Here is a 22,952-nt window from a genome sequence, read left to right as displayed (position 1 = left end):
TGTCCCTTCAGCCATGCATCGGCACAAGCAGCGCGATCCCTACCGCCACATGAACCTGAGGTCTGAGCCCGTTTCCTGCTCCGCGCGTTTGCACGTATCAACCTCACATCCGGTCGCCGCTCGAGCGGCTGCACCATAATCCCGCCTGCGGCGGCAAGGGCTCAGGAGGACGAGACCAGTCTCGATGACGGCGTCAAAGCCATGCCGCAATGCGGTCGTCCACCCGGTTCCGGCGGGCTGATCAGGCCCAGGCCGAACTGGAATGCGATCAGATCGTCATGGTCTGACAAACGCTCCTTCGATCACCACGCCGGCGCTGACGTATTTCCATAGAGCCACGACCAGCTTGCGGGCCAATGCGGTGATCATCACCTTCTTGAAGCGTCCGCCATTCTGGGCGACTCGTTCGTTGAACCAGCGGCTGAGCGCTGAGGCGGGCTGGTGCCGCAACCAGAGCCACGCCATTTCCAGCAGCGTCGATCGCAGGCGCGGATTTCCGGATTTTCCGATCCCCTGTTCCCGGTCGATCGACCCGCTTTGCCATGGCGTCGGCGCAAGGCCGGCATAGGCCGCCACCTGCCGGCGATTGTCGAAGCACCGGAACAAGCCCTCTCCCCACAGCACGGCCGCAAACTCCGGTCCGATACCGACGACTTTCGACAGCACAACCACTTCACGCGCCGATCGGCGTTCTTCGGCGAGCATGGCGTCCCGTTCCGCCTCGACTGCCTTGATCTGATCGAGCAGCATTTCCATTCGGTCGACCTCACGCAGAACCTGGCGCTTCATATGTTCGGGCAGATCCCGTCCATCGCCTGTGCGAAGTGTCTCCAGCTGATCGCGACGATCACGTCGCAGAGGATCGTAGCCGGTGATGCCCTGTGACAAGAGAAGACCCTTGATCCGGTTGCCGGATACGTTCTTCCATCAACACCTTGCGCTCCCGGACGATGCGGCGGCGATCCTCCTCATCGGGGGTCGGCACGCGTAGCATGGAGCAGACCCGCGGTTCGCCACGCTTGAACGCCAGCAGCGCCCGGATAAGGGTCTCGCCATCAAGCCGATCCGTCTTGACCCGCCGCTTGCGCCGAGACGTTGCTATGGATGCTGCGTCAACGACATGAGTGTCGTGGCCTTCTGCTTTCAGAACCCGGTGGACCCAGAAGCCGTCGAGCCCAGCTTCTTGGATGATGACGAACGGATAGTCTCGGCCGGTTCGGTCACGAGCCTTTTGCTTTAAAAGAGCGAGGCGACCAAGAAGCCCAGCAATATCCCCGCCGGGGATGGAATGGCGCGATAGCTTCTCGCCAGCTCCCGGTGAGATGGAGGTGATCAACCAGGTCTTCTTGCTCAACTCCACCGACACGAAGATCGCATCAAGCTCCCTGTGCGCCGCATTTTCTTGAATACCGTCCTGCGTCATCTCCTGCTCCTTTCCGCAACGGCCAACAATGCCTGCTGCATCAGAGCAGGTCGTAGCCATTACTCATAGGATCTCGATGGCGATCAGCAGGCCGCAGGCGATCGACGACGCACCCCGCAGGGGCCTGACAGCCAAGAAGGTCTTTCTTGTCTCGCGAGGAATGGCGGAGACCCGGGGGCTCCCGCGCGGCCTGTGGCGTGGGTGAGTCCCGCAAGGGGAAGAAAGTCCGACGCCGCTGTTGCGTCAAAAGCGATTGAGGCGTCAGCCGGTCTTCGGCCAGATCAGGCCATCGAAGAGGCCGCGTGGAGCGGTAGAAGGTACGGCCAAACCGACCAATGGCGACCGTCGGGCAAGCAAGGTGACATCGCATCCAGAGGCACCGGCTTCGTCCCCTCGGTTCAGGCCATTTTGCTGTGTTCCACCCGGTTCTGCCAACGGGGAGGTCTCCCAAGTCCATGCGCATCAGCGGTTCGGTCAAACTTAACGATGCCGCATCTTGCGCTCCGAGTAAGGCACCAGCTGGATCAAATGGTGGTCCCGCGGCGATGCCGACCTGAGCCGCGCGACGTGGCGGCTGATGGCCGCCGCCATGTCAGCGACCGGCAGGAATGTCGATACGCGGCAAGAGCTGTGCCCACGATCGAAAGATCTTCCATCGTTCGAGGGCATGATCTGCTTCACGGCGCCGTGCGTCGGCGCGACGCGGCGATCGCGGTCGAGCGGCGAGCGGCGAGCGGCGAGCGGCGAGCGGCGAGCGGCGAGCGGCGAGCGGCGAGCGGCGAGCGGCGAGCGGCGAGGCCGTTGGCATCAAGCGGTCAGCCGGGTCAAGGATCAGCGCACATGAGAGGCGGCGGCGCGTCATGCGACCGTCTGGGAACAGATGCGTGCGCGCGTCATTATCCTCCGAATCTGAGGCGTAGGGATGTGGGGCCCGCCGCGCCTCGAAAGCGATTTGCAGACGGTATTATCGAAGAGCTGATGTTCGCGGGCTTCAAGCTGGAAACAATCGCACTGCCAGAAGCAATCCTCCGGGTGCGCGTGGGCGGGGACGGGCCGCCGATTTTGCTGCTGCACGGACATCCGCGCACGCATGCGACCTGGCACCGTGTGGCTCCGCTCCTGGCGGCGCATCATACTGTGATCTGCCCCGACCTTCGCGGCTTTGGCCAATCATCCAAGCCCAAGGACACGCCCGACCATGAAGGCTCTTCCAAGCGCGCCAAGGCTCGAGACTGTATTGCGCTCATGAAGCATCTCGGATTTGCTCATTTCGGGCTTGTTGGTCACGATAGGGGCGCTTACACGGCGTTTCGGACCGCCATGGACCATCCGGAGTCGGTGAGCCGCTTGGCGATCCTGGAGGGCATTCCCATCGCGGAAGCACTTTCCCGTTGTGACGCGCGGTTTGCAACAGCCTGGTGGCACTGGTTCTTCTTCGCACAGGCCGAAATACCCGAACGTGCGATTTTGGCCGACCCCGACGCTTGGTACGGAGGGAGTCCCGAGGATATGGGTCGGGAAGCCTACGCAGACTTCCGTACCGCCATCCACGACCCGGCAACGGTTCACGGCATGATCGAGGACTACCGGGCAGGGCTGGGGATCGATCGTCAGCACGATGAGGAGGATCGGGCCGCGCGCCGCATGCTCGAATGTCCGCTTCTCGTTCTTTGGTCCGCTCGTGACGATCTAGAGGATCTATACGGCGACATTCCAGCGATCTGGCGTTCCTGGGCCCCTGACGTGAGGGGTCATAGCCTGGACTGCGGTCACCACATGGCGGAAGAGGCGCCTGAGATACTGGCGCGTGAACTGCGTAGGTTCTTCCGGTCCGCCAGGCAGTGATGCCTTTCGACCAGTCGTGTCCCCAGACCGGCCCCTTCCCACCTCCGATCTAGTCGATCAGGCGGCTTAAGCGCCGCCGAACCTCCACACCGGGATGCCGAGCCTCTTGGCCTTGTCGGCGAGATTGTCGTTGATGCCCGTTCCGGGGAAGTGCATCACGCCCTTCGGCACGATCTCCAGCATTGTGTCATTGCGCTTGAAGGGCGCGGCGCGGCCGTGCTTCGTCCAGTCCGGCGCAAAGCCGATCTGTGGCACGTTGCGGTTCTTCGCCCAAAGCGAGGCAATCTTCTCGGCGCCCTTCGGCGACTTGCCATGAACCAGCACCATGTCGGGGTGCTTCTCGTGAACTTGGTCGAGCTTGGCCCAGATCAGCCGGTGGTTGTCGAAGTCGAGCCCACCGGTGACGACGATCTTCGGACCCGGCGGCAGGAGCACCTCCTGATCGGCGCGCTTCTTCGCCATCAGAAAATCGCGGCTGTCGATCATCGCCGAGGTCAGATCGCGATGGTTGACCCTCGATCCGCTGCGCGGGAGCCAAGTCTTGCCAACGTGGCGTTCGTAGTGTTCGGCGGCCTGGTCGCGCATCAGCTCGAAAGCGTTCTGGCGTTCGATGAGCGTCATGCCCTCAGCGATCAGGCGCTCCAGTTCGACCGACTTCACCTCGCTGCCGTCCTGTTCTCGCTGCGACCGCTTCTGCGCCTGCTCGTTGTCGTCTAGCTCGCGCGCGATCCGCTCGGCGGCGCGGTGGAATACGTTGGTGGTCGACCAGAGGAGATCGTCGAGGTCGGGTTCGAGTCGCGTGTCCTCCAGGGTGCCGATCAGGGCGTCGAAGATGTTGGCGACAGCGCCCGCGACCTGGTTGCCGTCGGGCAAAAGCCGCTGGTCAGGCTCATCGGCAAAGGGGCGATAGCCATGGAGCTGGAGTTCGTTGAGGGCATGGTCGGTGGGTGAGGATTCGTGGTGCGGTTCGTAGTCGTCGTGCTCGCGCATGGGGATGCTCCGTCGGTTGGACCGCGACCGTCGCGGCCTTTATGGCGACGAAGCCCACGGGCCCGACGGCCGGGCACGCGGAGCGCAAGCGCAGGGCTCGATGGCTAAGGCCGGCTATTTTGCCTCGCGATGGAAAGCGGCCTTGAGGCCGCGCCGGAAAATAGTCGGCCTTAGCCATTGCCCGGCTGGCCGGCTTGTGGGCCGATCGCTCTCTCGAAGGCCGAGGCACGGTCCTCTGCGAAGGATTGACGTCCGCCGAGCACGGCGGCGATCCCCACGCCTGTCCTCCAGCCGGCTATGTCGTCAACGCCATGAAGCGGGCCATGTCCTGCGGCGCGACCTGCAACCGGGCTTCCATGCGCAGTGCGTCCAGGCCGAGGGTGCACAGATCCTCGTTGAAGTCGCCGAGCTGGGGCGAGATCACGATCGACTCGATCCCGGCCGCGTTCGCCCGTTCGACCAGCCTGTCCCGCGCGCGATCGCCGGCGGAATCATCGTCGCGCAGAATATAGAGCCGCCGCAGCGTGTCGGGGAAATGGATCGCCGCGAGATGGGCTGCCGAGAGTGCCGCGAGCATCGGCATGTCGGGCAGGACCTGCCGGATCGACAGAACGGTCTCGATGCCTTCGCCTGCCGCTAACACCTCGCCACCAATGCCGAAACGGACCGCATTGCCAAGAAGGTCGCCCAGCGCCCGTCTCGGCGTGTCGATAGGCGCCTTGTCGCGGCGTGTCGGGTCGAGCCAGGTGCGATGCACCCCGCTGATCCGGCCGTCGAGGTCGGTTACGGCCGCGATCATGGCCGGCCATGTCTCGATCGGCGAATGCTCGTCCGGACGATAATAGCAGCGCGGGTGGAAGCGCAGGTTTCCGGTTCCGCGTAGATCGGTAATGCCGCGTTCGCGCAAATACAACTGTACGAGCGTGCCCGCGATCGGCCGCGACATACCGAACAGGCGGCGGGCGGCTACGGGTGAACGATGCGGCGGTGCGGGCTGACGGATTGCGGCCGGCGTCGGCCCGGGCAATGGCATGCTGAGGAAGGCCCGCGCCTCGTCGGCAATTTCCTTGAACCTGAGCAGACCGCAGCTTTCCCGGATCACGTCGAGGAGATCGCCGTGCTCGCCGGTGGCGGCATCTACCCATTTGCCGGCCGGGCCCTTCGGCGAGTCCTCGAGCCGAACAAACATGGAGCGGCCGGGCGTGTTGCGCACATCGCCTACGACCCAGTAGTGCCCCTCGCGGTGACCGACGGACAGATAATGACGGCACACTGCCTCGGCCTGCCGGCCAAGACGGTGTGCGAGGTTGGAAGCGTCGTGAAGGGTAATCATGCTACCCCCGCCTGCCCGCCTCTACGCCGCCGATGTTGAACTGCGCGAGCACGAGCTGGGTGAAGGGAATATTGCGCGAGGAGGGCAGCGTGATCTTCTGGACAAAAGTAGGCATCGAGATTGCTCCGCGACGGGCGGCCGAGAGCCTCTCTCTCGACCTCCGACCCGTCACAAAATCCCGTTCCTCCTCTCGCTGTCTGGCGCCGCTTAGGTGCGCGGGCAGGATCATGTATGGGTCGCGGTCAGCGGTGAAAGCGCATCACGTGGCCGCCTGGCTCCCTCGGGGATGCTGCCGCTCCCATAGCCGGCTCGCCGCCACACACAGACGAGAAGCAGGATCCTCGAACAGGACGTCAGGTTCCATGCCGAGACCGGCAGGGAGGCGGACGGCCGTTATGTCGACGATGACGACCGAGCCGAGTTCGGGCTTGCCGAGATTAGCCAAGGCCGAACAGGGGTCGCGATCTTCATCGGGCTCGGCGGCGAGCCTGTCGATGGATGAAGATGTCCATTGACGTGGAGAGGCCGTCGCCATCGCGGTGGCTGGCGAGCAGGCGCTCGCATCAGGCGTAGGAGGATCAGGCCATTGTCTGGCCGGTCGAAAGCTGGGCCTCGTCTGCATCACCGGCGGGGACAAAGCCAAGTAGCCAGCAAGCTGCCTTGCCGGCATAGGACGCGGCGCGCACGATGGCGCGATTGTCCTCCCGCAGCACCTCGAGCCAGGCCCCGATGTAATCCGCGTGCCGGACGGTCGGCACGATGCCAAGCGATGCGCAGCAGAAGGCTGCGGTCATCTCGGCGACCAACTCCTCGAAGGCGTAATCCTTCGTGCCGAAGCGACCGGTCATATCGCGGCCCAGACGAGATGGATGCCCGGTGGCGTGTCCCAACTCGTGCAACGCCGTTCGGTGCCAGTTGATAGGCTCGAAATACGCCTGGGGCGGCGGGATCTGCACATAGTCGAGCGCCGGAACGTAGAAGGCGCGGTTGCCGCCGATGCGGAAGTCGATTGCCGTCGCGCGGATCAACGCCTCGACTGTTGGCTCGATCAGGGCCGGCGGCGGAGACGGCGCGACCATCCCCACACTCTCCGGCAGATTCTCGCACTGTGCGACATTGAAGACAGTGAAGCGCTTCAGGAACGGGATCGCCTGGGCTTCCTCGCCCGCCTCGCGTGCGCGCCGCTTCTCATCTTCGGGCACAAAGCGATCGGCATAGACTACGGTCGTGCCTCGTTCGCCCGTGCGCACATTGCCGCCAAGCGCGAGCGCCTGGCGAAAGGTGAGCCAGCTTTGGCCGGAAAATCCGTGCTCGATCACCGCGCCCCAGAGGATCAGAACGTTGATCCCGGAATAATGCCGGCCGGTGGCGGCGTTCCTCGGCAGTGCGAGGCTCGCCTTCGCCGCCGCCGTCCCCCAGGGCTGGACCCAGGGCACGCGCCCCGCCTCCAGTTCGGCGATGATCTTGCCGGTAATTTCGTCAAAAAGGCTCGTCCGGTCCTGGCCGGCACGAGCGGATGCGTTCTTTCTGGACATCGCGGGTCTCCGCGACGGGCGCCGGGAGCCTCTCTCCCAGCCCTCAACCCGTCGCGGCCCACCCGTTTGCACTCTCACTCTGACCGCCCTCACTCAACGCCATGGGTTGACGCCGACACGAGAGGCGCGCCGTGGGGAAAGTGTTCGACCGCCATCCATGGAGCGGTTGGCTGTGTCGTACCGCTCTCACAGACGCGCGCACAGGCAAGGTACTCGCAGCCGTCCCAGCGATGTCTACGCTTGTCCCAGCTGGCCGCGAGAGACTTTCGAGGTACGACTGGTGAGCTGCGGAGGAGCAACAATGTCGTGGAATGCTGGCGGGTTTTGTGACCAGCCGCCCGTTTCGGCTCTGGAGCGGTGGGCACACGAACGACCACGCCGCCAAGGACCGCACAAGCTGTTGCGAGATGTCGGGTTTTCGGTACCTAGGCAGAAACGCGCCGGGATCTTCCCTCTAGGAGATTCTGGAGCTCCTCTTTCGGCACCGGCTTGGATAACAAATAGCCCTGCAACTGGTCGCAGCCGAGCTTGCGCAGAAAATCGCATTGGCTCTGCGTCTCAACGCCTTCCGCCGTGGTGTTGAGTCCACTGACGCGCGCCATGTCGATGATCGCCTGAACGATGGCCTCGTCACCATTGGAGCGGCCAAAGCCCTGCACAAAGCTTCGATCGATCTTGATCCTGTCCACGTCCAGGGTCTGGAGGCGTCCCAGTGAGGAAAATCCCGTGCCGAAATCATCAAGAGCAAAGCGCACCCCGATGCTGCGCAGCGCCTCGATGTTGCGCTGGCATTCGGTCGGGCGCTCCGACAGCGTGCTTTCCGTAACCTCCAGTTCGAGGCGCCGGGGATCCATCTGCGCCTCCAATAAGATGCTCGTCACCTTCAGGGCGAAGCTCGGATTATTCAGCTGCAAGGCTGATACATTGACCGCCAAGGTGTCGATGGGCAAGGACACGGCATCAAGGCATGCCTGCCGCAGAACCAGTTCGCCCAGTTGGTCGATCAGCCCCGTTTTCTCGGCCAGTGGTACAAACAAATCCGGGGCTACCCAACCACGCTCCGCGTGAGACCAGCGGGCCAGGGCTTCTACGCCCGCCATTCTGTTGGTGTCGGCGGTGTAGAGCGGCTGATAATGGACCTGGATCTGGCCAGGCACTTGCAGCGCCTTGCGTAGCTCCTGTTCGAGGTCCTTGCGCATGGCCAGCGTCTGGTCCATCTCGGCTTTGAAGAAGACATAGCCGCTGCGGCCCGCCGCTTTGGCGTGATAGAGCGCAACGTCGGCTTTGCGCACCAATTCGTCCCGGTCACATCCGTCCCTCGGAGCAAGCGCTGCGCCGACACTCACGCCGACGAAGACCTGAACCCCGGCCACTTCGAAGGGTCGGCGAGCGGTTTCAATCAACCGCTCACACAGGGTTTTGACCTCATGCTCTCCTGCGACCTGGCGGTGGATGATGATGAACTCGTCGCCGCCCAGGCGCGCGACCGTATCTGCTTCCGTGGTGAGCCGTCTTAGCCTGTCCGAGAATTCCCTAAGCAGCTCATCGCCGGCGGGATGACCGAAGCTGTCGTTGACCTGCTTGAAGCGGTCGAGGTCGAGGTAGAGAATTGCGAGCTGGTCGCCTGTCGAGGGCAGCCGTGTCAGCGCATCGGCCAAGCGGTCATTGAACTGGCTGCGATTGGGCAGGGCGGTCAGTAGATCATTGTGGGCGAGGTGATAGATTCGGTCTTCGGATTCGATCAGCTTCAAGGTCCGCCTGCGAAGGCTCATCAGGACGACGATGACGCCGCCCAGTAGCAGCCCGAACGTAGCGACGAGCATTGGCCCCAGTTGAGAAAATACCGACGCCCCAGGCCGATATGGTTGCCAGACAAAGAAGCCGATAGTCGAACCGGATCGGTCAATCAGCGGATAAGACGCCTCTCCCCGAGCAAGCATGTTGACCCAGGAGAAGCGCGCGCCGTCGAGCAGGTAGTCCTGCCGCAAGGAGGTGATGAGACTGCCATCGAGATATCGAACCGCGATATGTAGAAATTCCTGACCGGGTTCTTGTGCGATGTGGCCAGTGTCGGAGACGACAGGCTTGATGCTCACGATGGCAGGATGGCCGGAGATGACCGCCATATCGGAAGCGCCTATCGTGAGGACCTGCTTCGTAACGCCTTCGGTGTCCCCTCGCTTCAGTCTTGCCCTGAGGTCGTCGACAAGACGCGCGGTATTCGAATGTATGGATCGGTAGCTGCCGGGCTCGACAGTTGAGCCGCCCAGCGATGCGTAGACTGGCTCATTATCGGGATCGAGAATGTAGAGTTCGTCATGGCCGAAATACGTGTGCATCCAGCTGCCGAGATTGACATCGAGCCATTTCGTATCATGGCTTCGCAGTGCGGTGACCGCGTCGTCCCAAACCGTGACGCTCTCCTGGTCGTGTGCAACTCCGCTCTCGAGCTTGGATATGATCAGTGCAACCAGACTTTGCTGCCGTGACACGGCAACGCCGTCGGTCTGAACCGTGGACCACAGCAAAAGGCCTGTGGTGGCCATCGCAACAAACAGTGACAGCCCAATGATGGGCAAAGCCGTTCTCAACAGAAAGAGACGACGGGTTGGCTCGCCGAAATGTCGTAGCAGCTTCATGGGTTTGCCATACGTCATGAAAACTTCTGGACCGTTAAAAGGAATTACTCGGCCAATGAGGGCATGCGACGCTGGTGAGCGAGCGAGGGGCCTGCCGGCTTCGATCGCTTCGGAGGAAAACGGGAACTCGCGAAGCGGTCCCCGGCAGCAGACCGGCAGATGGGGGACGCGGTGTCCGCGAAGGAGGCCCCGCGGATGCTGCCGACACCGTGATGGTGGGGCCTTCGATAGTGCGTGAGCGAACGTTCGCATTTGCCAATCTTGCTAAGGTCGAGACACCGACCGCAATCCCTTCAGATTTTGACCAAAATTGGCGCGCCTGTTTGAGACAGCAGGCAATGGGGACATTGGCTCCCTGCGGAGATGAGCAAGCGGTGGGCAAGCTGTGAAGCGCGTTTTTCGGTTGATTGCCGCGGTGATCGTGGCGTCCGGGGTGACCGGTTGCACCAGTATTTCCTATTACGCGCAGTCATTGGAGGGTCATGCACAGATCATGGCGGCTCGCGAAAATGTCGCAAAACTGATCCAGGATCATTCGACGCCCGCGGCATTGCGCACCAAGTTGACGTCGGCCAGCGCCATACGACGGTTCGCGACAGATGAACTGGCACTGCCTGAAAACAACAGCTACCACAGCTACGTTGATATTGGTCGGGACGCTGTGACCTGGGCCGTTTTTGCTGCGCCCCGGTTCTCGCTGACGCCACGAATATGGTGCTTTCCGGTTTTCGGCTGCGTTCCGTACCGGGGTTATTTTGCTCGGAAAGCTGCGACTGAAAGCGCTGGCGAACTTCATAGACAGGGGCTGGACGTCTACGTCACAGGCGTCACGGCCTATTCCACGCTGGGATGGTCCAGTGACCCACTGCTCAGCACCATGCTGCGCCAGGACGACACGTATCTTGCAAGCGTCATCTTTCACGAACTGGCGCATCAGCGCATCTATGTAGATGATGACTCCGCATTCAATGAAGCCTTCGCGGCTGCCGTCGAAACCACCGGCGTAAGGAAATGGCTCCGCACAATCGGCGATTACGCCCGATTGCGCCGCTACGAAGCCGATCGCAAGCGCAGCGCCGATTTTGTCGGGCTGGTGTCGAAAACTCGGGACGAGTTGAGGCACATCTTTGAAAGTTCCCGTACTTCGCAGCAGATGGCGGCTGCCAAAGCAGCCGCCATCGACAAGCTGCGGATGGGCTACCGGCAAATGCGCCAAAAGCGCTGGGCCGGATACCGGGGATACGACGCCTGGTTCGATGCGCCGATCAACAACGCAAAGCTGGGCGCGACTGCCCTCTACAGCGAACAGGTTCCGGCGTTTCTTCGTTTGTTCGACCGGTGCTCAGGCGATTATCCAAGGTTCTACGCTTCTGTTCGACGGATCGCGCATTTGCCCAAACCTTCCCGTACCCAAGCGTTGAAGGCTGCAGAGACTTGTGATTGACGTGAACAAGCACGGGAGCGGGGCAGTGCTACAATGTGAGATGAGGACCGTTGGCGAATCGGCGGATTCGGACCTCAAACAGCTGAGAAGTGTTCGTCTCGCACGCCATCCAGCACTTCGTCGACTTCGTTGCGGTGGAAGACGTGCGGCCTAAGATGCTGACGAACTACGGAACCGCGCCCGTGTTGCATTTCGCTCGACGGGAGGCAGGAGCAAACATCAGAGGCTCAAAGCGATTGATCTTCTTGCGGCAAGTGGCCAAGCGTCGTCGGCCTCCGCCATTTGCGGCAGATTGCCCGACGTCGGCGACACGTTTCAAGCATTCGGCGCGCCGATCAGAAAGGCATGGCCGTCCAGATCGCGGGTCGACCGCGTTGTTACGGCGTCGTCCGCCTCGCCAGGAACTGGCAAACGCTCGTAAGCAAGACGCGTGTCGAATTTGAACTGCCGCAAAGGGCCGGAGGGTCTCGGTGGCGGTGAGCGCCCGCCCTCAGCGTAACTCGACTTCCCGTTTCGTGCTTTTCCACGAATGAGTACCCGCCTTGCCACGTGGGGCATGGCGGGTACTCAACCCACCCGAATGAAGGGACCGATGAATTCGGGATGCCCTTCCAATGAGCAAGAGGGTGAGTTTGTTTCACACTAGGACCTATGGCTTGCGGCATAGGACTTCAGTCGTAGTTGCGACTTAGGTTTGATGGCTAAGGTGGCGCCCTACCCTTGCGTTCCTCGAGCATGCCTTGAAGCGTGGCCGTGAGCACGGCAACGGCGTTTGACAGACCCACGATGCTGTCCTGCACCCTGTCGAACCGGGTCAACGTCGCGCTCTGGAACTTCTCGCTCGAGGCGGCATCCTGGACCTGCTTGGTTTCGACGGCGATCAGCCGGTCGGAAACCTTCGTCGCCTTCGAGGATGCTTCCGAGGCTGATTGCTGGGCCTCTATGATCTGCCCCTGCATGGTGTCGAGACGGGTGTCCTGCCATTGCGAATAGAGCCAGAACAGCATCGCGATGGTCGGCAGCGCCAGCGCCATCGAAACCCTTGCAAACGCCAGCAGCACGACGTTCTCGGCGATTTTCTGCGATGCATTTGGCATGGCGCTATCCTCGTTCACAGCCCCCGCCCTCATTGTCTTGCTGTTATCTCAGTTCGGCGCTGCGTTCCACGCTCGCCTTGGTGTGCCTGTCGCATTCAGCCGCGGTGTAGAGCTTGACGGCGCAGCCTGGCGCCATGGTGCCGTCGATCTTGTTCTGATCCTCGACCGTAGGACAGCGGCGAGAGCTGGTTCTGAAGATCCGTCAGGGTGCCGGCGACTCCACCGCCACCGATGCCGGCGCCGATCGCCGCGTCTGCCGGCGCGGTCGACGGTGCAGGCTTGGCGTCCTCGACCACTGCTTTTGCCTGTCCGCCGTCAACGAAGTTCGCGGCCTGCGGTGTTTCGCCGGACGCCCAAGCCTTTCCAATCGCGCGAACCTCGGCAACTGTAGATGCCCAGCCTTTGCCGAAGGTCCGGAAAGTGCCGAGATGGCGAAGGAAGTTCATGCGCGCATCGCAGATGCGATCGATAAGTGCGTCGTTGTTGGTGGTCGCCTTCAGCGCCGCCAACGTGCCCACTCCGATGACGCCGTCGATCGGGCCGGTGTAGAGCGGGCGAAGTGCCTGCTGAAGCCACATGATCGAGCGGGCCGGCCCGGAGTTCACGCCGCCATCGAACACGGCGTAGTCGACCCCGTCGGGTAGTAGATCGCCCTTCACGGCGTCCCAGTACTGGCGGTCATAGATCTCGTTCAGTTCGGCGGTCGTGATGCTTTTAACCGAGCGGGTGGAAAGCCCCTTGCCTCGGCGATAGCCATCATAAACCCGCTGGGTGACGCCCTTCATCGTCGGGCCGCCGGGGTCCGCTTTGTTGTTCGAATAGCCGCCTTCGTGCGCGAGCAATTTGGCAAGCGATTCCTTTTCACGGGAGACAGCCATGACAGTTCCTTTCGATGTCGGATGGGACTAGAGATCGGCATGGGGAGATCGGGCCGATGGCAAGTTTCAAAGTTGAGGCGATGAATGGCACGAAGGTGATCAGCACCACTTCAGTGGAAGCCCACAGCCACGTTCATGCCGTCGTGAAAGCGATCCAGCGACCACTCAAGCCGGGGCGAACATCCGGTAAACCGTGGGTGCGCGTCACCGATATTGGCACGCGTAAGATCAGCGAATTCGAATTTGCGAGTTACCGGAACCTCAAGTCGCCAGGATAATTTCCAGCTCTAGAGGACGAGCATTCGGATCCAGCAGCCGCGGGGTACGGCTGATGCGCTGGGCGGGCTTTCAGGAGGCATAGATGGCCGAGTATGTCGTGGAGGAGTTGAACGGTAACGCCGTCTTCAGGCGCAACAAAGTTGAGGCGCCAAGCGCCATTCAGGCGGCTTCCTCATTAACGGGACGGACTGTGACAACCGGACGCGAGCCCGGAATGATGTGGATACGGGTCAAAGACGAACAGGGCCACGTCAGCGAGTTCCACTAATGACCGAGTACGACAAACAGCACGGCAACCGGGGCGGCCAATGGCTGTTCTGGATTATCTTTGTGTTGCTGTTGATCGCTGGCGCGATCTGGTGGTTGGAATAGCCGGTAGGATCGAATGTCGTCAGCAACGGATGCTTTGATGCTGGCGCTGCGGGACAGCGGCAACCGGCACAAGCCCGAGTGTCGTGAGCAACCGCGCCGCCCTCGCGGCAGGTTGTGGCTTTACGGATTTGGGTTATGGTCGGCGCCCCGAAGGTGTTCACAGTCGAGTTGATGCGGGACGGCAAGGCCGTGCAGCGTGCCGAGGTCCAGGCCGACAACGCTGTCGAGGCCGCGAAGACTTGGGGGGCGGTAACGATCCCGTTCGCCGAAGAGCCCCAATTCGGTGAATGGATCAGGGTAACGCATCCTGACGGAATCACGACGACTTGGTTTGAGGTGGACCGTTAACAGTCGAGGGGGCTAGGCCGGCCACAGCTCGTTCGCCGTCACTCTACCGGCCGCGGGTCCGTGGCTCTCTCGCCCAACTGCGCGGCGACAGCATCCGCCACCATCTTCTCGAAGCGCTCCTGTTCCGCTTTCGCCGCGGCGATGTCGGCTTGTTCCTGTTCGGCCGCAGCGGCTTGCCGGGCGGCTTCCTCGCGTTGCCAAGCGGCGAAGCTAGAGCGCCAATTTTAATATAGCGCCCGGAGCGTGTGGGGGCCACCATGCCGACGTTGGTCCCGCCGAACGCAGGGGTGGGTGTATATGTGCCTTTTTCATAATCGTCCAAGGTGTTCGCGTCGGCCGAAGGTATCTGCACAGACGGGAATTTGATGCCGCCGCCAGTTAAGGACGGGTTTGCGGAAAATGTTTGCACGGCGCTGAAAGTGTTTGCCGCGTTGAGGACGGGAACGTTTGCGCCGGAAGTGCCGATGTTTGAAAGCGCCGCCGTGCCGAGCCCTAACAATGTTCTTGCTTGTGCTCCGGTCAGGTCTTCTGGGGCTCCTGCTCCGGCAGTGAGGCGCCCTTTGATCGTCGCGGTAGCCATGTCCGAGAGCCCGACCACTAGGTTCTCCGGATCCGTATCGTCAACCGAAATGCCAGACCCGGCGGCGACGGTGGCAACAAACCCGTCACCCAGACCCTCGATCAGCTTGGTCGCCGCTGCCGTGTAGCGCGAACCGTCCGGCTGGAAGCGGATACGCATGGGCTGGGCCGCGCCGGCCGCGCCTGCTGGGCAATTCTCTACCAGCGTGCCGGCGTTCTCTCCAGTGATCGAGGCGATGACCAGCAGCATGCCCTTGGCGGGCAGCAGGGCAGCAGGATCTCGTCACCAGCGCGGATCGCCGCTGACTGAAGGGCCGCACCTGTCGATGTGAAGGTATTCAATTCCGACGTCAGCGTGATCGTGCCGGTGACGTAGTCCTGTACGATCGCCATGCCAGTTCGCCTTTTGCTTCCCGGTCGGCGCGTCACGCGATCGGAAGTGGGCGACAGCACGAGCGCGGCTACGCGGGCGAACAGCGCCGCTTCGGTCGAACTTTCGATTGTCGGCATCTACAGCCCCAGCCGCGATTTCACTTCCGCAGCCTTCTCGGCCACGATCATTTCCCAGCGCTGGGCAATCATTGTCACCCATGGCCGCGGCGCCCTGCCCTGCGCGCCATAATGGACGAAGGCGGGCATAGTTGGCGGTGTAGCCTAGGTAGAGCGTTTCGCCGAGGTCGGGCCCGGCGATGGCCAGAACGATGTCACCGACGTCGGAATGCACCGGCACGCCCGGGTTGGCGCGGGTCAGTTGAGGCATGGCCGAGGTGGACGCCATAAGCGAGGCGCGAAGAAATCCGGTGTCGACTGGCACGAGCTCGTTAAGCTGGCTGACCAGTTCTTGAGCCGCTTCCTTGAAAACCGCCTCCAGCGCGTTCGGCACCTTGGCCGCCCACGCGCCGACCGTTGCTGCGAAGGATTGGGCCGTCACCGCACCAACTGAGCAACCAAGTCGATTTTGTACTCAGCGAAGCACTTGCAACCGAGCGTGTGTCTCGCCGGCACGCCGGGAGCATGCGGGTACGGGATTGCGGTTCCGTCCGGCGCCATGAACGGCTGATCAAACCGCACCGACTGCGGTAAGATGCCGGCACATGGCCAGCAGCGCCCACCCGAACTTCAGCTCGCGCTTCGGCTCGAGGGTGGACCAGAACTCTTCAATGAAGCCGTCGAGGGTCTGGCACCTTGCCTTGATCCTCTCGGCATCGTTCGCGATGCGCTGGCGTTCGAGTTCAGCCTCCCGCCTCGCCTTCTCCGCCCTGATCAGGCGCATCATCGTCGCCGGGTCCGGCAAGCGGACCGAAGATGTCTTCGAGACGTGCAAGGTCATCGCCACTCAGCTTTGAGAGATCAACGGTTTGGATCGGCCCGCCGTCGCGACCGGTGTGCTGCATGGAGGCAAGCTTCGGATGAACATAAGGAGCCGCAGCTTTCGCCATATCATCCCGTCGTGAAGCATCAGCCTTGGGGTTCCGCATGACCTTCAGCATGTATTCCAGAGGCGTGTCGCCCCCCTTAGGATGCCGAGCTCAAAAGCTTTTCTGGCGACAAAGTCGGCTGTCGAAAGAATGGCGGGCTGGTCAGAGGTGAGCAGCACTGGCAGCCGTTCAGGTCTCCAGGGTGGCAACACGTATACTCCATCTCTTTGCCCCGAGGGTTATTACGTGACCGGCCTGGCAACTTGGGGCTCGCCCGACACGGTGAAATTCAGCGTTGGATGCCTGCTTGCTGCGCAAGTCATATGCCGCCCACTGCCGATAAAGTGATCTACACCGCCACGACCATGGTGCTGAGCCGACCAGCCGCTCCATGAATACTCATCGACGAAGCGGCGCTGCTTGTCGCTGAACGCCATGTGTGCTTCCTTCAACCGAGGGGAGACCAATGCTGATAAAAACCGCACTGCTCAAACTTGACCCTGAAGCGAGAGCCTTCACTCTCGTTGGCGTCTTCATGTGCTATTTCGCGCTTCTCGAGCAAGGCATCGAAACCGCTCTCGGAGATGTTTGTCGGTGTCAACGCAGTGCGTAGAGCTATCATTGGCCGAAACATGGGTTTTGACGACAAGATCAAAACCTTGCGCACGTTGGTAGACCTGTTTGTCACTGACAAGAAGGACGCAAAGCGCTTTGACGATTTGACCAAGCGAGCCAGAAAGTGCGGCGAACTCCGTAACATTGTAGCACATACACCATTTCGTCAGAGTGCAACTTCGGACGGTGTAGAATTCTTCCCGATATCCGCGAGCAGCAAACTCGAATTCATAGACATGGATTGGTCAATCGATGACTTCCTACGCGAGATCAAGATCATCAATCAAATTGATAATGACCTGAGGTCAATTGAGAAGCGGATGTCAATCCAGCGCATGGCGCAAGCCTTGATGGATGTGCCGGAAAACAAAGGGACGGCCACTCCCCTAGGCGGTCTTTTTGGGCTAGGGGCTGCCGCAATGGATGAACAAACTCCTTGAGCCGGATCACCCATCCCGCCCTGCGGTCTTTCGCTCGGGGTTATGCTGGTTGCGCAGCCGCTGACAATCTTCGCATCCCGCCTGCCCCGATCAGCGCGGCTATCTGGTCCATTGTCCCCAAGTCGTTCAGCGGCGTCTAACAGTCACTATGCTGTTCCAAGGAGGCGGGCCATGGTGCAGGGCGAACCGAATGGCGTTTGTGTCAAGTTTGTCGGTGGGCGATGGGTAGTGCGCGTAACCGAAGACGGGAACGTGAGGCAGGAGTTCTTCAAGGACAAATCCACCGCCGAGCGATACGCTGAATACCAACGCGATCGGCTGAAACTGCCGGGGAAGCCTCCGGTTGCCGACACTCAGTTCTAACGCTGCCATCTCCTAAGCCGCCTTCCTCATGGCGCTCGCTGAGGGCTGTCAACCAGGAGACGCCGCCATGAACTTGTTCCGCACTGCGCCGACCATCATTCTTGCCTGCGCGATCGCTCTTTCGGCCTGCGCCAATACCGTCCGCGGCGTCGGCAGGGATGTCAAATCGACAGCCAACGCAGTTGACGACACTGTTAACAAGCCCTGATCGATGCAGCGGACCGTCACAGTCATCGAGAAGACTACGGGCAGGGTGATCGGCGCGTTACCGATCGACCTTTCCAACCAGGATCACCAGGTCTCGGATGATCAGTATTTTGATAAGGCGTTCGAGGCCGCAGTCGACAGCGGCCTCATTACCAAGGCCGAAGCGCACGGGGTTGAATTCCGTCTCGAATAACGCTCACGCCTGAGCATCGGTGTATCTATCCCATCCGTTCCCTCGTGTCGTTGAGGGTAGAGCACCAAAATGTGAATTTTGGGGGACGGGTTGTGATGAGCCAAATGGCAGAATTTTTGTAAGGTGTTCGCGGTCCACAACCCCCCGTGGAAACAAGAGGATATGGTCCCACCCCTGTTCCTCCTCCAAGGCCCGCTCCGGTTATCCGTGGCGGGCTTTTGCATTGGAAGCACCTCGCCGAACCGGCCCGCTCGGATGCTCGGCGGATGAGTCTTGTGCAGCCCACGCATTGCGGCACGGCTGGCGCCATGATTTGCTTAGGGGCCAAATTGCTTGTCCGGAGGCACCTATGACTGAGGTCAGGTACTACGTGTCGAAAGACGCGGATCGATGGAAGGTCCGCTAAGACGACAAGGACTATCCCTTTGACTCGCAGGGTTCCGCCGTCCTGGCCGCCGTCAAGGCAGCAAACAGCGCAGCTTCTCTGGGACATGAGGTAGAGGTACTGGTCCAAGGAGTAGAGGGAAATGGCGCACCGAATGGCCTTCAGAGTGAAGTCTCAATTCTTTCGCTCATAGGGGAGCGTGGCGTCGCCGTCCTCCTCGCCGGATATCACGCGAGGATTGGCGCTAGACACGCCGTCGCTCTTTCCACCTTTGTGGTTTTTCTCTGATTGGCCCTTGGCGTCCGCTTCGGGTCCGGGCTTGGCGGACGACTTTTTAAGGTCGTGATCGACTACCGAACGGCTGCCTTCGGCCGGGTCTTCATCAAGGCGGGTTCTTTTGGACATGGCTCACTCTCCATCGAGAAATCGCCAACTCCGCATGACGGGCAAAGTTCCCTCGATTATGCGGCTTTCCGCCTCTGCGCTTTTCTCTGTTGACGCAATTCTGAATTCGGCAGTGGTGCAGAAAAAAAAGCCGGAACCTTGATGCAGTAGCGAAGTTCGAGGAGCTGAAAGCTTCGAAACAGGCGCGCAGATGAACGGGGTCGTAAACGATATTCTAGCCGAGGTGGCAGAGATGCTGCCTACTCATCGATCGTACGAAAAGGATTCGTTGCCGAGATTACCGGTCGACGACCCGAACTTCCCGAATGATTTAGAGCCGGTCATCCGCGCCAACCCATATGACATTGCTGCGTCGACGAGGACGCGCAAGAGGAAGCACGTTCCGTCGCGCAAATCCCGGAAGGAATTTCGATGAAAGAGGTCCTCTCTCGTAAACAAGAACAACAAGGTACTGGCAGGATCCTTATGTGGGGCGCCGCAGTAATCGCGGTCATCTTCCTATGCCTGCTAGCCTTCTTTGTATTTACGCCCTTAAAGAATGGTTCGTGGCAAACGGCGCCATTCAAGCGCGCTCCTGAGCAGAACCAAGGTGGAAATGCACCAGCGGAGACGTCACCTTCTCCCGGCGTGAATAAAAACCCCAAGGAAAATACCGAAATGCCTGGGTAGCAATAGGCGGTGCTTCCAAATTGCGCAATTACTGATCCGAGCCACACGAGGAGGAACAAAGTCCGCTGGCGGGAAGTTAATATTAGCGGAGTCTCATATTCTTGCAGCGGTCTCCGCAGCGTTGAGCACATGCGGGTGCTTTGCTGGTCTCGTCAATTTGGGAGGGCACTATGTGGCTCGCACTCACAGAGAAAGATCTGAACACACCTATCGCGATCAACTTTGATCAAGCCATTTCGATGAACCCGCACCATAGCGGACGCGGCACTGAAATCTTTTGCGGGCCAGGAGTTGGATATCTTGTGGCCGAGCGAATGACGGACATCGTTAGTCGCCTTGGTCAACTTCGAGACCCATCAAAGGAGCGCCAGGAATCGGATTACGGTGCAGGGCTTACCGCCGGGATGAACATGCCGAACGCAGAATACGAATAAACTTCGTCCGCGGGCGGGGCGGCCATTGTCCCCTCATCGCCCCGGCTGGTGACTGTGGAGCCCCGCGCAGACAGGCGAAGCCGCCTTCCGGCTCTGCGCTTCCCGCCGCCGACGGCGATGTTCGGCGCCAGATGGACCGGGATCGGCCTGTCATTTCAGGGCGCGCAAATCCATGTCGGTGACGTCGTCGCGACCACGCGCTCGTTGCGGAAGGGCAACAGGGCCTTCTGGGTATCGAGTAGAGCGGACGCTGCGGCGATCGGAAAGCGCGATTACAGGCTTTGAAGCTCTCGACGGTAAAGCGCGAGGTTCGGCTCCTTCTCCTTGATGAGGGCCATGAGAGTGCAGGCTCGTTCCTTTGTTGAAGAAAGCCGTGACCTCCCCAAGATTGCGCCGGCCGCGGTAAAACACGCCTTCGTTGATGTAGCTGATTGCGCCGGCCATCACCTGCTGGTCGGTCGGCTGCAGATCGAATTTTCCGGGTCGACGCTTTCCGGAACCAGAATGGTGGCGATATTCTGGATATCGGTCGTGCGGTCACCGCGGTCGGGGCGGATGTAATCCAGCGGATTGTAGCGGTGGGTTGGGTCCGACCCCGGCTACTTTGATTTACACCGCCAGCGAACCACCTGATGGACTTCTTCCGGGCGCAGCCTGCGCGACCGCATAGCCCGCGTGCTGCCGAAATGGTCGGAGGACATCCCTGGTCATTCGATCCTGCTCGGCATGCATGCGTTCGGCCTTGAGGAGACTGGCGACTACGGCCGCGCTGAGGAAGTTGGCCGCCTCGCCGTCGCCCTTCAGCCGCTCGATTGCTGGGCTCACCACGCCGTCGCCCACGTCATGGAGATGCAAGGACGCGCTGAGGACGGAATCGGCTGGATGATCGCCCGCGAGCCGCACTGGTCCGCCGCCGACAATTTCTTCAGGGTCCACAACTGGTGGCACCGTTCGCTCTGCCATCTCGATCTCGGCCAGGCCGACGAGGCCTTGCACCAGAGGCAGGGCGGTCCTCCGGCCCCATTCGGCGGCCTCGAAGACCTCGGCGCTGCTGCGGTAGGCGTCGATGATGTGGTCGACTTCTTTGTGCCTGCCGGCACCCCGACAGGCCATCACCGCATGCCAGTCGTTGCCAGCTTCTTGTGTGCCTCCGGCATGGCTTTTGCGGGCAGCGACCACTACGGCTCGGACTTCAACCATGGCTCCGGCTATCAGAACAGAGGTTACCATGCGATGGTGTCCGACCACGGCTACGCGGTCGACCTGATCGGCACAGCGAGTGTCAACACTGCCGACAGCGCGCCGACCTTAAAAGGAAATTCGATCTTCGATATTCCCGGGCCCGGTTATGGACAGCATTCGGCCGGCAACGGTCGAGAATAGACATCCAAGCGGTGGGCTCGCCCGCCGCTTGGAATCACCTCACGGCCACCGGCGGAAGTCCTTGCCGATCTCTAACTTGTGGCTGGAGCGATCTGGGGGCCCGTAAACGTCTTTCGCTGCCAAGCCCATCTGACGATCATGGGATCGTCCCCAGCGTTTCTGGCGCAAATGCGACTTCCAGGGTGGCCGGCGCCTAATCCGCTTCAGGCGGTGGCAAAGCTGACCGTAACGACCGAAACGAAGGCGCATTTCGGACAGTCGATATTTCGTTCGGCATGTAATCGTGACGTGTCGATGACAACGCCATCAGTGGCAATGTCTCGATTGAAGCAGGGTTGATCGACATGACGTTTCGGCCAGACATTCCCTTCAACGACCTGCCGCCGTCGTCCGAGCATGGCCACCTCCGACGCGCCCAAAATACCGGCGTCCCTTGCCTATTGTTGAATTGGCATGATGTTTCTCTCGGGGCCGAACAGTGGAACATGCAGTAAGATTCCCGGTTGCGCCAGGCTTCACCGGGTCGTGACCGCTGCCGCCATCAAAACGGGCGACGCTGTTTTTTCAGGAATCGGGCTTCGCGCAGTAAAGAACTCCAGTTGGTGCCGATGAGCTTGATCAGGCCGCGCGCCTCTGCTTCGGGGATGCCGACCTCTTTAGCCAGCCGCCGGGCAAGGAACTGAATGCCCGGATCATCTTCGCGTCCGTCGCCGGTAGTCATCGGAGCCTCCTTTGGGCTCTGAACTTGCCTGAGATGGTTTCGTTTCGTGGGCAAATAAAAAAAGCCCCGCTGGCCGAGCCAGCGGGGCAGATGACGGGAGCAGGAAGGCGCATCAGGAAATGCGGCCCGGCGTCAGAACATTGACGCTGTACGCAAGTTTAACGGCCAGGGAACAAGGCTAGAAGGCGCAAGTTCGGGCTGGCGTTATGCCACGCTTTTTCTTTGACACGATCGAGGATGGTCAGATCACCCCGGATGATCAGGGCCTCGAAATGTCCGTGTCCGACATGCGCGAGGCAGCGAAGCACCTTCTCCCAGAACTCGCGATAAACCATCCCCTTCCTGCAAACCGTCACGAATTCGTCGTGCGGGTTCGGGACGAGAATGGGCAGCATATCTACGAGGTGAAACTGACGCTGGCCGCGAGGTCGCGGTTGGTATCGATTTAACCGGGCAGGATCACAGAGGCAGTCTCGTAGCTGCCCCAACGCGCACCACTGGACCGCTGGCCCGCCGCTCCATTCACGGCAGCGGCGGGCGGTCCCCCAGGGTTAGAGGGGACACAAATCGGGAGAGTTGGGTCGACCCGAGTTGCGCGGCGAAACCTGTGAGATCGATGGAAGTTCCGCCACGCGCAAAAAAAGCCCTGGTCGGCCGGAGCCGAGACCCGCCTTGACCCGACGTCGCTTAGCCTCTTAGCCGTCGCCTCGTTCAAGATGTTGCTTGACAGCGAGATCAAGGAGGATCGCGAGAAGCAGTATACGAGCCGGGACAGGTGGTGGCGGTCAGGCATCGCCGGTATAACAAATGTTAAGCCGGAATGTTCCGTCACTGGCGTCAGGCTGATTGAATTACGAGCTCGGCCGTGAGCAAAAGCCGGCCGCCATAAACACCAAGATCACCGTCACGAAGATAGATATGCGCATGTCCGCCCCCAGTTAACGGTCCGGCCTTAGC

27 protein-coding genes and 3 pseudogenes are annotated in these 22,952 nt (G+C 61.0%); 13 read left to right on the top strand and 17 right to left on the bottom strand.

Going from position 1 to position 22,952, the window contains the following annotated elements; translation table 11 throughout:
- Positions 1 to 276 precede the first annotated feature (276 nt).
- A pseudogene (locus tag LB566_RS27245) lies at positions 277 to 1,423 on the bottom strand (IS110 family transposase).
- A 978-nt stretch (positions 1,424 to 2,401) separates the two neighbouring features.
- On the opposite strand from LB566_RS27245, the gene LB566_RS27240 reads away from it, so the two are divergent.
- On the top strand, positions 2,402 to 3,268 hold the full coding sequence (locus LB566_RS27240; RefSeq protein WP_140554067.1) for an alpha/beta fold hydrolase: 867 nt from the start codon (positions 2,402 to 2,404) through the stop codon (positions 3,266 to 3,268).
- A gap of 66 nt (positions 3,269 to 3,334) precedes the next feature.
- On the opposite strand, the gene LB566_RS27235 is transcribed toward LB566_RS27240, so the two are convergent.
- The 6 genes and pseudogenes from LB566_RS27235 to LB566_RS27215 all read right to left on the bottom strand — a co-directional run bounded on the left by LB566_RS27235 (position 3,335) and on the right by LB566_RS27215 (position 9,765).
- A complete protein-coding gene (locus LB566_RS27235) occupies positions 3,335 to 4,258 on the bottom strand; it encodes a DUF2493 domain-containing protein (RefSeq protein ID WP_140554069.1) in 924 nt (307 codons plus the stop codon).
- A gap of 295 nt (positions 4,259 to 4,553) precedes the next feature.
- Positions 4,554 to 5,588, bottom strand: a complete 1,035-nt coding sequence (locus tag LB566_RS27230) for a toprim domain-containing protein (RefSeq protein ID WP_140554118.1) — start codon at positions 5,586 to 5,588, stop codon at positions 4,554 to 4,556.
- A gap of 16 nt (positions 5,589 to 5,604) precedes the next feature.
- Positions 5,605 to 5,820: pseudogene (locus LB566_RS30620) on the bottom strand (hypothetical protein); the annotation flags it as partial.
- 30 nt (positions 5,821 to 5,850) lie between these two features.
- Complete coding sequence (locus LB566_RS27225; protein ID WP_140554071.1) at positions 5,851 to 6,126, bottom strand: DUF2958 domain-containing protein; 276 nt, start codon at positions 6,124 to 6,126, stop codon at positions 5,851 to 5,853.
- Between the two features lie 43 nt (positions 6,127 to 6,169).
- The gene (locus LB566_RS27220; RefSeq protein WP_140554072.1) at positions 6,170 to 7,126 is read right to left on the bottom strand and encodes an ArdC family protein; all 957 of its coding nucleotides are present in this window, start codon (positions 7,124 to 7,126) and stop codon (positions 6,170 to 6,172) included.
- A gap of 425 nt (positions 7,127 to 7,551) precedes the next feature.
- Positions 7,552 to 9,765 carry a putative bifunctional diguanylate cyclase/phosphodiesterase gene (locus tag LB566_RS27215; RefSeq protein ID WP_140554120.1) on the bottom strand — a complete coding sequence of 738 codons (2,214 nt, stop codon included), beginning with the start codon at positions 9,763 to 9,765 and terminating at the stop codon, positions 7,552 to 7,554.
- Between the two features lie 385 nt (positions 9,766 to 10,150).
- On the opposite strand from LB566_RS27215, the gene LB566_RS27210 reads away from it, so the two are divergent.
- Entirely contained in the window at positions 10,151 to 11,209 is a 1,059-nt protein-coding gene (locus LB566_RS27210) for an aminopeptidase (RefSeq protein ID WP_140554074.1), read from the top strand.
- A 701-nt stretch (positions 11,210 to 11,910) separates the two neighbouring features.
- Here the strand turns inward: LB566_RS27210 and LB566_RS27205 are convergent.
- Positions 11,911 to 12,306: a hypothetical protein gene (locus tag LB566_RS27205; protein ID WP_140554075.1), complete on the bottom strand. Its 396-nt coding sequence runs from the start codon at positions 12,304 to 12,306 to the stop codon at positions 11,911 to 11,913.
- 95 nt (positions 12,307 to 12,401) lie between these two features.
- Positions 12,402 to 13,184 (bottom strand): glycoside hydrolase family 108 protein, encoded by a 783-nt coding sequence (locus tag LB566_RS27200; protein ID WP_224628998.1) that lies wholly within the window; start codon positions 13,182 to 13,184, stop codon positions 12,402 to 12,404.
- A gap of 56 nt (positions 13,185 to 13,240) precedes the next feature.
- Between LB566_RS27200 and LB566_RS27195 the strand changes: the two genes are divergently transcribed.
- The 3 genes from LB566_RS27195 (at position 13,241) to LB566_RS27185 (ending at position 14,183) form a co-directional block, all read left to right on the top strand.
- The gene (locus LB566_RS27195) at positions 13,241 to 13,462 is read left to right on the top strand and encodes a hypothetical protein (RefSeq protein ID WP_140554077.1); all 222 of its coding nucleotides are present in this window, start codon (positions 13,241 to 13,243) and stop codon (positions 13,460 to 13,462) included.
- 83 nt (positions 13,463 to 13,545) lie between these two features.
- A complete protein-coding gene (locus LB566_RS27190; RefSeq protein ID WP_140554079.1) occupies positions 13,546 to 13,731 on the top strand; it encodes a hypothetical protein in 186 nt (61 codons plus the stop codon).
- Between the two features lie 239 nt (positions 13,732 to 13,970).
- Positions 13,971 to 14,183: a hypothetical protein gene (locus LB566_RS27185; RefSeq protein ID WP_140554080.1), complete on the top strand. Its 213-nt coding sequence runs from the start codon at positions 13,971 to 13,973 to the stop codon at positions 14,181 to 14,183.
- A 43-nt stretch (positions 14,184 to 14,226) separates the two neighbouring features.
- Here LB566_RS27185 and LB566_RS27180 read toward each other — a convergent pair whose 3' ends face one another.
- The 4 genes from LB566_RS27180 to LB566_RS27165 form a co-directional block, all read right to left on the bottom strand.
- A complete protein-coding gene (locus tag LB566_RS27180; RefSeq protein WP_140554082.1) occupies positions 14,227 to 15,012 on the bottom strand; it encodes a hypothetical protein in 786 nt (261 codons plus the stop codon).
- A gap of 33 nt (positions 15,013 to 15,045) precedes the next feature.
- Complete coding sequence (locus tag LB566_RS27175) at positions 15,046 to 15,693, bottom strand: hypothetical protein (RefSeq protein ID WP_224628996.1); 648 nt, start codon at positions 15,691 to 15,693, stop codon at positions 15,046 to 15,048.
- Positions 15,694 to 15,822: 129 nt separating this feature from the next.
- Positions 15,823 to 16,038, bottom strand: a complete 216-nt coding sequence (locus LB566_RS27170) for a hypothetical protein (protein ID WP_181172655.1) — start codon at positions 16,036 to 16,038, stop codon at positions 15,823 to 15,825.
- A gap of 384 nt (positions 16,039 to 16,422) precedes the next feature.
- Positions 16,423 to 16,617 carry a hypothetical protein gene (locus tag LB566_RS27165; protein WP_140554086.1) on the bottom strand — a complete coding sequence of 65 codons (195 nt, stop codon included), beginning with the start codon at positions 16,615 to 16,617 and terminating at the stop codon, positions 16,423 to 16,425.
- 195 nt (positions 16,618 to 16,812) lie between these two features.
- Between LB566_RS27165 and LB566_RS27160 the strand changes: the two genes are divergently transcribed.
- The 4 genes from LB566_RS27160 to LB566_RS27145 all read left to right on the top strand — a co-directional run bounded on the left by LB566_RS27160 (position 16,813) and on the right by LB566_RS27145 (position 17,998).
- Entirely contained in the window at positions 16,813 to 17,235 is a 423-nt protein-coding gene (locus tag LB566_RS27160; protein WP_140554087.1) for a hypothetical protein, read from the top strand.
- Between the two features lie 171 nt (positions 17,236 to 17,406).
- The gene (locus tag LB566_RS27155; RefSeq protein WP_224628995.1) at positions 17,407 to 17,598 is read left to right on the top strand and encodes a hypothetical protein; all 192 of its coding nucleotides are present in this window, start codon (positions 17,407 to 17,409) and stop codon (positions 17,596 to 17,598) included.
- 67 nt (positions 17,599 to 17,665) lie between these two features.
- Positions 17,666 to 17,806, top strand: coding sequence for an entericidin A/B family lipoprotein (locus tag LB566_RS27150; protein WP_140554092.1), 141 nt, complete (start codon positions 17,666 to 17,668; stop codon positions 17,804 to 17,806).
- Between the two features lie 3 nt (positions 17,807 to 17,809).
- Positions 17,810 to 17,998, top strand: a complete 189-nt coding sequence (locus tag LB566_RS27145; protein ID WP_140554094.1) for a hypothetical protein — start codon at positions 17,810 to 17,812, stop codon at positions 17,996 to 17,998.
- Positions 17,999 to 18,557: 559 nt separating this feature from the next.
- On the opposite strand, the gene LB566_RS27140 is transcribed toward LB566_RS27145, so the two are convergent.
- Positions 18,558 to 18,788, bottom strand: a complete 231-nt coding sequence (locus LB566_RS27140; RefSeq protein WP_224628994.1) for a hypothetical protein — start codon at positions 18,786 to 18,788, stop codon at positions 18,558 to 18,560.
- A gap of 411 nt (positions 18,789 to 19,199) precedes the next feature.
- Here LB566_RS27140 and LB566_RS27135 point away from each other — a divergent pair, with 411 nt between their 5' ends.
- Entirely contained in the window at positions 19,200 to 19,457 is a 258-nt protein-coding gene (locus LB566_RS27135; protein WP_140642229.1) for a hypothetical protein, read from the top strand.
- A 170-nt stretch (positions 19,458 to 19,627) separates the two neighbouring features.
- Positions 19,628 to 19,891, top strand: coding sequence for a hypothetical protein (locus LB566_RS27130; protein WP_140554099.1), 264 nt, complete (start codon positions 19,628 to 19,630; stop codon positions 19,889 to 19,891).
- A gap of 116 nt (positions 19,892 to 20,007) precedes the next feature.
- On the opposite strand, the pseudogene LB566_RS30615 reads toward LB566_RS27130, so the two are convergent.
- A pseudogene (locus LB566_RS30615) lies at positions 20,008 to 20,490 on the bottom strand (type IV secretory system conjugative DNA transfer family protein); the annotation flags it as partial.
- 127 nt (positions 20,491 to 20,617) lie between these two features.
- Here LB566_RS30615 and LB566_RS27125 point away from each other — a divergent pair.
- A complete protein-coding gene (locus LB566_RS27125; RefSeq protein ID WP_224628993.1) occupies positions 20,618 to 21,274 on the top strand; it encodes a hypothetical protein in 657 nt (218 codons plus the stop codon).
- A gap of 203 nt (positions 21,275 to 21,477) precedes the next feature.
- Here LB566_RS27125 and LB566_RS27120 read toward each other — a convergent pair whose 3' ends face one another.
- Together LB566_RS27120 and LB566_RS27115 are read right to left on the bottom strand one after the other, a co-directional pair.
- Positions 21,478 to 21,672 (bottom strand): hypothetical protein, encoded by a 195-nt coding sequence (locus LB566_RS27120; protein WP_224628992.1) that lies wholly within the window; start codon positions 21,670 to 21,672, stop codon positions 21,478 to 21,480.
- Between the two features lie 143 nt (positions 21,673 to 21,815).
- Positions 21,816 to 21,995, bottom strand: a complete 180-nt coding sequence (locus tag LB566_RS27115) for a hypothetical protein (protein ID WP_140554102.1) — start codon at positions 21,993 to 21,995, stop codon at positions 21,816 to 21,818.
- A gap of 206 nt (positions 21,996 to 22,201) precedes the next feature.
- Here LB566_RS27115 and LB566_RS27110 point away from each other — a divergent pair, with 206 nt between their 5' ends.
- Positions 22,202 to 22,444 carry a DUF6894 family protein gene (locus tag LB566_RS27110; protein ID WP_140554104.1) on the top strand — a complete coding sequence of 81 codons (243 nt, stop codon included), beginning with the start codon at positions 22,202 to 22,204 and terminating at the stop codon, positions 22,442 to 22,444.
- Positions 22,445 to 22,952 lie beyond the last annotated feature (508 nt).

The sequence above is a fragment of the Mesorhizobium sp. CA13 genome (genome assembly GCF_020165235.1).
Lineage (GTDB): Bacteria > Pseudomonadota > Alphaproteobacteria > Rhizobiales > Rhizobiaceae > Mesorhizobium.
The sequence above is the reverse complement of the archived record's forward strand: the minus strand, read 5'-3'. Positions and strand labels throughout refer to the sequence as shown.